Annotated in this window: 9 protein-coding genes; all 9 read left to right on the top strand. The window is 74.7% G+C overall.

Going from position 1 to position 9582, the window contains the following annotated elements; all coding sequences use genetic code 11:
- Window positions 1-1104 precede the first annotated feature (1104 nt).
- The 9 genes from ACFC1F_RS41430 (at window position 1105) to ACFC1F_RS41390 (ending at window position 9101) form a co-directional block, all read left to right on the top strand.
- Window positions 1105-1422 carry a hypothetical protein gene (locus ACFC1F_RS41430; protein WP_376166756.1) on the top strand — a complete coding sequence of 106 codons (318 nt, stop codon included), beginning with the start codon at window positions 1105-1107 and terminating at the stop codon, window positions 1420-1422.
- Between the two features lie 34 nt (window positions 1423-1456).
- Window positions 1457-1882 carry a phage tail protein gene (locus ACFC1F_RS41425; RefSeq protein ID WP_209417437.1) on the top strand — a complete coding sequence of 142 codons (426 nt, stop codon included), beginning with the start codon at window positions 1457-1459 and terminating at the stop codon, window positions 1880-1882.
- 84 nt (window positions 1883-1966) lie between these two features.
- A complete protein-coding gene (locus tag ACFC1F_RS41420; RefSeq protein ID WP_376166754.1) occupies window positions 1967-2758 on the top strand; it encodes a LysM peptidoglycan-binding domain-containing protein in 792 nt (263 codons plus the stop codon).
- A complete protein-coding gene (locus tag ACFC1F_RS41415; RefSeq protein ID WP_376166752.1) occupies window positions 2755-4572 on the top strand; it encodes a VgrG-related protein in 1818 nt (605 codons plus the stop codon). The genes ACFC1F_RS41420 and ACFC1F_RS41415 overlap by 4 nt, the downstream gene beginning before the upstream one ends.
- 99 nt (window positions 4573-4671) lie before the next feature.
- Window positions 4672-4989, top strand: coding sequence for a PAAR domain-containing protein (locus tag ACFC1F_RS41410; protein ID WP_209417440.1), 318 nt, complete (start codon window positions 4672-4674; stop codon window positions 4987-4989).
- On the top strand, window positions 4989-5411 hold the full coding sequence (locus ACFC1F_RS41405; protein ID WP_376166750.1) for a GPW/gp25 family protein: 423 nt from the start codon (window positions 4989-4991) through the stop codon (window positions 5409-5411). The genes ACFC1F_RS41410 and ACFC1F_RS41405 overlap by 1 nt, the downstream gene beginning before the upstream one ends.
- Window positions 5411-7372, top strand: a complete 1962-nt coding sequence (locus ACFC1F_RS41400; RefSeq protein WP_376166748.1) for a putative baseplate assembly protein — start codon at window positions 5411-5413, stop codon at window positions 7370-7372. The genes ACFC1F_RS41405 and ACFC1F_RS41400 overlap by 1 nt, the downstream gene beginning before the upstream one ends.
- Window positions 7369-7941, top strand: coding sequence for a phage tail protein (locus ACFC1F_RS41395; RefSeq protein WP_376166746.1), 573 nt, complete (start codon window positions 7369-7371; stop codon window positions 7939-7941). The genes ACFC1F_RS41400 and ACFC1F_RS41395 overlap by 4 nt, the downstream gene beginning before the upstream one ends.
- Window positions 7942-7946: 5 nt before the next feature.
- The gene (locus ACFC1F_RS41390; protein ID WP_376166744.1) at window positions 7947-9101 is read left to right on the top strand and encodes a zinc-ribbon domain-containing protein; all 1155 of its coding nucleotides are present in this window, start codon (window positions 7947-7949) and stop codon (window positions 9099-9101) included.
- Window positions 9102-9582: the final 481 nt, after the last annotated feature.

The following is a 9582-nucleotide window of genomic DNA, read 5'->3' as shown; positions in this document are numbered from 1 at the left end:
GCGCATCGCCCACCACTCGGCGCAGCGGCAACCGAACTCCCCCTTCCCACCGCACCCCTGGGGACACCGGCGACCACACCACCACCCATGCCCACGATCCAACGCCTGACGCAGACCCCGCCCGACGCCCCCGAAGAACGCACAGCGCATCGCCCACCGCTCGGCGCCGCGCCCGTGCTGCGCGCGGCCGGTCGTCCGGCTCTCGGTCCGCCGCTGGCCGAACTCCCGGCCACCGCGCAGGCTTTGGGAACCCGTTCGGCCGGTCACGTGCGGGCCGGCGATTCCCCCTCCACGGGCGCGCCCTCGGGGTCGGCCCTGCCCTTCGTACAGCGGCAGACGGATGCCCCGGCTGCCGAGGGCGGTCCGGGGCGGACCTCGCGGCGTCCGCGCGCAGGGTTGGGGGCGCCGCTGCCCGCGATGCCGCCGACCGCCGCACGCCCCGACGCCCCGGCCACCTCGTCTGCCCCGTCGGCCCTGGTCACCCCGTCTGCCCCGTCCCCGGCCACCTCGTCTGCCCCGTCCGCCTCGTCCGCCTCGTCCGCCGTCCAGCGCACGCTCATACCGGGAGCGGGACAGCACCCCGCGCCCCCGGTCCCCGTGCCCCGGCGCGGCGGTCGTGCCGGAGCTCCCGCGCCCGCAAGGGCCCGGACGAGCGGGGCCGTCCCGCTCGTCCTCGCCGGTCGGGCCGGGGCCTCGGGCCAGGCGCCGGCCGCTCCGCACCGCACCGTCCAACTTCTCGCGGCGCGGCCACTGGCCCTCGGCGGCAGCCGGGACATGGGGAGCGCGACGGCCCCCATCGCCGCCCCCCGCACGGTGAGCCGTCCCGTGGTCGCGGCACGCTGGGCCGCCCCGCCCTCCACGGCAGCGCCGCAGGACGTCCAGCGAGCGCCCGGCTCCCCCGGGCCGCGCCGGGTGCCCACGTCCGAATCCCTTCGCACGTCCGGTCCCCTGCCCGTGACCGCCCCGCACGCGCCGCCGCTCGTGGTCCAGCCTTCCCCGGCCGAGCCCTCGGCGCGGCCCGTGCCCGTGGTTCCGCTGGTGCGGTCCAGGAGGCCGGACCCCGGCGACGCTCCGGGAGTTCCCCCGGAGGCAGCTCCACCCCCCGTGCAACGCGACACCGGCGGAACCCGGGGCACGGTCCGGAGCGCACCCGCACCCACCGCCGCACCGGGCACCGCCACCGTCCCGGCCCCTGTCACCGCACCGGGCACCGCCACTGTCCCGGGCACCGCCACCCCGGCCCAACGGGGCACCGCCTCCGGGCGGACCGGCGGAAGTCCGCGTGACGCCGTGCCACAGGGCGGCGACCTCGACCTGGACGACCTGGCACGCCGCCTGCTCGACCCGGTCGCCCGCCTGCTGCGCACCGAGTTGCGGCGCGGCCGGGAACGCGCGGGCCGGCCCTTCGACGGCCGCCGCTGAGCACCCGCACGAACGAGAAACGGACGACGGACCGATGACGGACAACATCTTCGCGACCAGCGTGTTCTTCCGGCTGGCGATTGGCGGCAACGACCTGGGCGCCTTCCACACCTGCTCCGGCATGGGCGCCGAGGTCGAGATGGAGAGCTACGCCGAGGGCGGCAACAACGGCTTCACCTGGCAGCTCCCGGGGCGCGTGACCTGGTCGAACATCACCCTCACCCGGCCGGTTACCGCCGACACGGCCAAGATCGGCCGCTGGCTGGACAAGACGTTGCGGCGGGTCGAGCCGAAGGACGGCGAGATCGTGGCCCTGCGGCCCGATCTGAGCCGGATCATCAGCTGGCAGGTCTTCGGGATCGTCCCGGTCCGCTGGCAGGGTCCGTCCTTCGATCCCGCCAACTCCGCGGCCGCGGTGGAGACCCTGGAGATCGCCCACGCAGGGCTGGTCCCCGCCTGACCGTCCACTCCGACCCCGCCTGATCGTCCCACCCCGGCCCCGCCCGACGACCCGCCGCACTCCGCTCCAGAAGGAAGCCACGTCATGGCCTCATCGGCTCGCGCCAGCCGCGCCAGGGCCCAGCTCACCCTGAAAGAGCCCCCGGCCTCGGTCGGGGCCAAGCCCGGCGGGACGATCGCCCGGCTCGACCTCCAGTTCAACCCGTCGACCCTGCAACTGGGCAAGACCACCGAGTGGCGGCGGTCCCCGTCCCGGATGGCGGGGCAGTCGGCGCTGCCCGAGTTCGTGGGCAGCGGCCCGCGCACCCTGAGCCTGGACGTGTTCCTGGACGCCACCGCCACCCACGACAACTCGGTGGAGCAGGCGGTGGAGACGCTGATGAAGGCGTGCGTGCCGACCCCGGCCAGTCTCGGCCGCAAGAAGCCGGCGAGCCCCTGGGTGCGTTTCGAGTGGGGCAGCGCGCGGGCCACCTCCTTCGACGGGGTGCTGTCGAACCTGTCGGTCTCGTTCACGCTCTTCGACGTGGACGGGAAGCCGCTGCGGGCGACCTGCTCGCTGTCCATCGAGGAGGCGAGTGTCGACCCGCCCGGCCAGAACCCGACGTCCGGCGCGCGCACCGCCCGCAGCACGCACACCGTGGTGGCAGGCGACAGCCTGGCGATGCTGGCCTGGCGTGAGTACGGCGACGCGACGGCCTGGCGGGTCATCGCGGAGGCGAACGGCATCGACGACCCGATGACGCTCGCCCCCGGCACCGAGTTGGTGGTGCCGGGCCTGCGGGACGACAACTACGCCGAGGAAACCGTCAACGGGCACGGGCACGGGCACGGCCACGGTCTCGGTAGCGGCAACGACAACGGCGAGGGAGCACGGTGAGCGGGTTCGACTCCGGGGGCAGGTCGTTCGCTGCCGACCCGATCGTGGAGGCGCCGGGCGAACTGCCGCAGATCTGGGCGGCGCAGCTGGTGAGCTGTGTGGTCGACGAGAACGTGGGCCTGCCGGACACCGCCGTGCTCACCTACCGCGACCCCGACCACGAGTTCCTGAACGCCACCGGCATCACCATCGGCTCCCCGCTGCGCGTGTCGGTGACGACCGCGAAGGGGCAGGCGCGGGAGCGGCTGTTCAGCGGGGAGGTCACGGCCCTGGAGATCGACCGGGACGGCACCGGTTCGTTCACCGTCGTCCGCGCCTACTCCAGGGCCCACCGCCTCCAGCGCGGCCGCAAGGTCGTCGCGTACCGGAACATGACGGCCGCGGACATCGTCCGCAAGGTGGCCGCGGGCGCGGGCCTGGCCGTCGGGAGGGTGGAGGCCGCGCCGGTGACGTACCGGCAGCTGTCCCAGGCGAACGTCTCCGACTGGGACTTCCTGCAGTTCCTCGCGGGCGAGAGCGGTGCGCAGGTGCGCGTCGACGACAAGGGGCTGCTCCAGTTCACCCGGCCCGCGGAGGCGTCCGGGGCGCCCTCCCCGTCGACGTCGGCCATGAAGGATCCGATGGTCCTGGAGTACGGGCGCAACCTCCTGGCGCTGCGGGCCGCGCTGTCGGCCGCCGACGGCGCCTCGAAGGTGCAGGTGCGCGGCTGGGACGTCACCACGAAGCGGCCGTTGGTCGCCGAGCATCCGTCCGTGGTCAGCGACACCGTGGTGCCGGGGCTCCGTCCCGGGTCGGCCGCCCGGTTCGGGAAGTCCGCCGTGGCCGTCACCGACACGCCCTACCGGACGCAGGCGGAGACGACGGCGGTCGCCCGTGCGGTGGCGGCCCAGGTCAGCGCCGGTTTCGGCGAGCTGGAGGCGGTGGCCGAGGGCAATCCGCTGCTGCGGGCGGGCAAACCGGTGGCGCTCGGCAACGTGGGGCAGGCGTTCTCCGGCCGGTACACGGCGACGGCGGTGCAGCACGTACTGGAGCCGCACGGCGGCTACCGCACCACCGTGTGGGTCAGCGCCAGCCCGGACCGTTCCCTGGCCGGTCTGGCGACCGGCGCCAACGCCCCGGGGCGCGGCCCGCGCATCCCCGGCCTGGCGATCGGCGTGGTGACGGACGTGCGCGAGCCGAACGGCTCCGAACGCGGCGCGGTGCGCCTGACGTTCCCCTGGCTGGACGACACGTACGTCACCGACTGGGTGCGCACCGTCCAGTGGGGCGGCAAGGGCGGCGGCGGTGTGGTGAGCCCCGAGGTCAACGACGAGGTGCTGGTCGGGTTCGAGCAGGGCCTGCTGGACAGTCCGTACGTCATCGGCGGGCTCTACAACGGGGTCGACCAGCCCTCGCCGCACGACGTGCCGCTGATCGACGCGACCAGCGGAAAGGTCAACCGCCGTTCGGTGGCCTCGCGTTCGGGTCACCGTGTGGAGCTGCTGGACGCGCCGGCGCCGGGCCCCTCCGGGCTGCGACTGGTGACCGGGGACGAGCGGCTGGAGGTCCGCCTGGACGACCGCCGGGACCGGATCGAGCTCACCGTGTACGCGGGACGGAACCGTCCGCTGACCTCCGTCCTGCTGGACCGGGACGGCATCACGCTCGACGCCCGGCAGGGCACCGTGAAGGTGACCGGCCGGCAGGTGGACATCGACGGCACGGCCGGGGTCAGCATCGGAGGCCGGTCGGTGCGGGTGTCCGGGACGGCGGACGTCACCGTCGACGGCGGCCTGCTCGCCGTCCTCAAGGCCCGCCTCATCCGGATCAACTGACCTCCCGTGACCGCCGTGCCGCCCGGCCTTCGCACCCGACCACCCTCGGTCGACCGCTCCAACTCGACCACCCTCCACCGCCCTCCCGAGGAGCCCCTGATGCCAGCCGCAGCCCGCACCGGCGACCCCACCAACCACGGTGGCCGGATCGCGACCCCGCCGCCCGGCACCGCCGCGCGGGTGGCGACGGTGCTGATCGGCGGGCTGCCCGCCGCCGTGGTGGGCAGCCTGCACGTCTGCCCGGTGCCGCCGCACGCGGCCCTGGGACCGGGCAACGTGCTCGTGCCCAACCCGTCCGCGGTCACCGGGGGCGTGGTGCTGATCGGCGGGCTGCCCGCTGCGCGGGCCCGCGACCAGGCGGCGTGCGGCGCGACGGTCCTGGCCGGAGCGCCGAACGTGCTGATCGGAGGTGTGTGATGAGCGAACGGTTCATCGGGCGCGGCTGGGCGTTCCCGTTGCGGGTCGGGCCGACCGGCGGGATCGCCATGGTCGAGCGGGAGCGGGAACTGGAGGAGGCCATCCGCCTCGTGCTGGGCACCGCGCCCGGCGAGCGGCCGATGCGGCCCGACTTCGGCTGCGGCATCCACGAGTACGTCTTCGCCCCCGGCAACGGCGACACCGCCGGGCGGATCGCCCAGCAGGTGCGCGAGGCACTGGAGCGCTGGGAGCCCCGGATCGCGGTGGACGAGGTCGTCGTGGCCTTCGACGCGGTGGAGACGGCCACCCTCTACATCGACGTGCGCTACACGGTGCGCACCACCAACGACCGGCGCAACCTGGTCTTCCCCTTCTACACGATCCCCTCCGAGGAGGGGACCGAGGAAATGGTCGCGGACTGATGGCCCTGCCCTCTCCCAACCTGGACGACCGACGGTTCCAGCAGCTCGTCGACGAGGCGAAGCGGTACGTGCAGCAGCGCGCCCCGGAGTGGACCGACCACAACGTCTCCGACCCGGGCGTCACCCTCATCGAGACGTTCGCCTACCTCGTGGACCAGCTGCTGTACCGGCTGAACCGGGTCCCGGACAAGAACTACCTGGCCTTCCTGGACCTGTTGGGCATCCGGCTGTACCCGCCGTCGGCCGCCGTCGCCGATGTCGACTTCTGGCTGTCGGCGCCCCAACCGGACACGGTGACGCTGCCCGCGGGCACCGAGGTGACGACCGCGGCCGGCGAGACCGAGGAGGCCGTGGTCTTCGCCACCACCGAGGACCTGCGCATAGTGCCGAGCGAGCTGACCCGGTTGGTCACCGTGCCCCGCACCGGTGAGCAGACCGACCGGACGGGTGCGCTGGCCGAGGGCCGGGACATCCCCTGCTTCCAGGCCGCGCCCGAGCCCGGCGACGCGCTGCTGTTCGGCCTGCCGACGGCGGTGCCGCGCTGCGTGGTCGCGGTACGCCTCGACAGCCGCGTCGAGGGCGTCGGCGTCGACCCGCGCCAGCCCCCGCTGGTGTGGGAGGCGTGGGACGGCGGCCGGTGGCAGCGCTGCGAGACCGGCTCCGACAGCACCGGCGGGCTGAACCGACCCGGCGAGGTCATCGTGTACGTTCCGGCCGGGCACACGGCGTCGCTGGTCAGCGGGACCCGAGCGGGCTGGCTGCGTTGCCGGGTCACCGAGGCGGAACCGGGCCAGCCGTTCTACTCGGAGTCGCCGACGGTGCGCGAGGCCGCCGTCTTCACCGTCGGCGGCACGACGGCCGTGGAGCACGCCGAGCGGGTGACCGACGTACCGCTCGGCGTGTCGGAGGGGGTGGCGGGGCAGTCCTTCCGGCTCGGCCGCCCGCCCGTGCTGCTCGACGGGGAGCCCCCGGTGGTGGAGGTGTCCTCTCCGGACGGGTGGCAGCGCTGGGAGGTGGTGGAGCACTTCGGGCGCTCGGGGCCGACCGACCGGCACGTCCGGGTGGACGCCACCACCGGCGAGTTCGCGTTCCCGCCGGTGCTGCGCGAGGCCGACGGCACCCTGCGCCCGTGCGGGGCCGTGCCGGCCAAGGGCGCCCGGATCCGCGTGGCCCGGTACCGCACCGGCGGCGGCCCGGCCGGCAACGTCTCCCGCGGCGCCGTCTCCGTCCTGCGCAGCTCCGTCCCGTACGTCACCCGGGTCACCAACCGGGAGGCGGCGCGCGGCGGCGTCGCCGGGGAGACGATCGAGAACGCCAAGCTGCGGGCGCCGGAGACGCTGCGCATGCAGGAGCGCGCGGTGACCGCCGAGGACTACGAGATCATCGCCCGGCAGGCCGCACCCTCCGTGCGCCGGGTCCGCTGCCTGCCCGAACGGGACGCAGGCCCGGGCGCGGTAAGGGTCCTGGTGGTGCCGGACGCGGTGGCCGACGAGGGCGACCGGCTGCGCTTCGAGCAGCTGATCCCCTCCGACCAGGTCCTCGCCAGGATCACCACGGCCCTCGACGAACGGCGCCTGATCGGCACCCGGCTCGTCGTGGAGCCGCCCGTCTACCAGGGCGTCACCGTCGTCGCCCGGCTCTCGGCACCGGCCGCGGACACCGACCGGGTGCGCGAGGCAGCGCTCGATGCGCTCTTCCGGCACCTCGACCCGTTGGACGGCGGGCCCGACGGAACGGGCTGGCCGTTCGGGCGGCCGGTGCAGTACGGGGAGGTGTTCGGCGTGCTGCAACGCGCCATCGGGGACGTGGTGGTGGAGGAGATCCGGCTGTTCGCCGCCGACCCGGTCACCGGCCGGCGCGGCGTTCCGGTCGACCGGATCGACGTCGGCGCGGGCACGGTGGTCTTCTCCTACCAGCACCAGGTGGTCGTGACCGCACGGGAGACGGAGGTGCGCGGATGAGCCGGGCCGCCGTGCCGGGCCTGCCCAGCCGCCACCCGATCGGCGAGCAGCTCCCCGCGCTGTACGCCGACGACGACTTCGCGCAACGGTTCACAGCGGGGCTGGACACGGTGCTGGCCCCGGTGTTCACCACCCTCGACAACCTGCCCTCGTACTTCGATCCGCGACTGGCCCCGGCCGACTTCCTGTCCTGGCTGGCCACCTGGGTGGGCGGCGCCGACGACCCCGACTGGCCGCTGGCGCTGCGGCGCGAGGCGGTGGCCCGCGCGGTGGAACTGCACCGCTGGAGCGGCACCCGGCGCGGCCTGGTCGAGGCCCTGCGCCTGGTGCTGGGCGTGTCCGCCGAGGTCAGCGGGGACGGCGGGGCCGCCTGGTCGAGCACGGCCGGCGCCGCACTACCGCCCGCCCCGGCCGACGAGGTGCTCGTACGGGTGTGGCCGCGCCACGGAGGCGAGGCGTACGAGGTGGACGCGGACCGGGTCCGTTCGCTGGTCAGGAGCCTGTGCCCGGTCCACACGGTCTGCCGGGTGGAGGTCCTGCCGGGACCGCCCGTGGGTGAGGAGGGGTGACGGCGATGCGCGAGTCGGCGATGCGCGAGTGTCCGGTGTGCGGGGCGTCGAACGGTCCGACGGACGACTTCTGCGACAACTGCGGCTCCTACCTGGGCTGGTCGGACACCCCGACCGCCCCCGCCACCCCGACGCCCCCGCCGCAGAGCACCGCCACCACTCCGGCCGCCGCCACTCCCGCCGACGGCCCCACGGCCGGCGGCCCCGCGGCCGGCGGCACCCCGGTCGGCGGCACCCCGGACGGCGGCACCCCGGCGGAGGCCGCCGTGCCTCCGCCCGCCACACTCCAACCCACCACACTCCAACCCGCCGCGCCGCAGGCATCCGTGCCGAAGGCATCCCCGCCGCCCGACTCACCCCCGCCCGTCTCACCGCAGCCCGACTCACCGCCGCCCGTCCTGCCGGCGAAGGCCGTCGTGCCGCGTCCGGTCGTACGGCCCGTTCCGGTCGAGGACGACGCCGCGGGGGCGCCCTGTCCCTCCTGCGGCACACCCAACCCGCCCGACCGCCGATTCTGCCGCCGCTGCGCGAGCCCGCTCACGCCCCGTACGACCACACCGCCGCTCCCCTGGTGGCGGAGGATCTGGCCGCTGCGCCGCCGCACCCGGGCCGGCTCGGGTCGGACGACGCGCTTCCTGGTGATCCTGGCCGTGGTGCTGGCCCTGTGCGCGGGCGGCTTCCTGCTGCTGCCGGCCGGCCGGAGCCTGATCGAGGACACCCGGGACAAGCTGGGCAAGAGCAAGGCGGTGACCCCGGTCCGCATGGAGGCGAGTGCCGAAGTGCCCGGACACCCGGTCGGCGACGCCACGGACGGCCTCAGCAACCGCTACTGGGGCGCGCCCGGCCCGGGCGCCTCGGTGACGTACACCTTCGCCAAGCCGTTCCGCCTGGTGGCCGTGATCGTCACCAACGGCGCGTCGACCTCGCCCGAGGACTACGCACGCGAGGGCCGGGCGCTCCAGATCGACATGGAGGTGACGACGTCGCACGGCCGGAAGGTCGTCAAGAAGCTGACCCTGACCGACAAGCCAGGCCCGCAGACCTTCCCGACCGGCATCAGCGACGCCACCACCATCCGGCTGACTCTCGACGCCCCCGCAGGGCTGGACGGGGGTCGCTATCTTGCCCTGGCGGAGCTGGAGTTCTTCCAGCGGAGCTGAGGCCCTGGGGGCAGGGCCCGGCCGTCGTGCCGGGCCCCGCCTTCGTGCCGGGGCCGCCCGGCTGGCTTGCCCGCTGGCTTGCTGACTGGCTTCAGCCCGAGGCCCACGGCTCTCCTGTTCCGGCCGCACCGCCTTGATGCCGCGTCCGCGCGGGCGGGAGCGGTTGCCGCGGGACGAGCGGCGAGCAGGCCGTGTCCCCGGTGACCGAGCCCGGGGCGGCCGGTGAGCCACCACGCGCGGACGCCGCGGGCCGGACCCTGGGATCGTCCGCCGTCCGCCGTCCGCTGTCCGCGGCCCAACGCGGACGCCCGGATCAACGGAAGCGCCGCGTCCGCCGACCGGCCCGCGAAATGGCACGTACACCGATCAGAATCTTTTTCGCCGCCGGACCTGCCGCCTTTGCGTCCGGGTCGGCACATGCTGAAGATCAAGCTTCAGAATTTTGCACAGGTATGCGATTATCGGGCGCGCGAGTTGTGCG

It is taken from the genome of Kitasatospora sp. NPDC056181 (assembly GCF_042266225.1).
Taxonomy (GTDB): Bacteria; Actinomycetota; Actinomycetes; order Streptomycetales; family Streptomycetaceae; genus Kitasatospora.
This window is presented reverse-complemented; position numbering and strand designations above follow the sequence as displayed.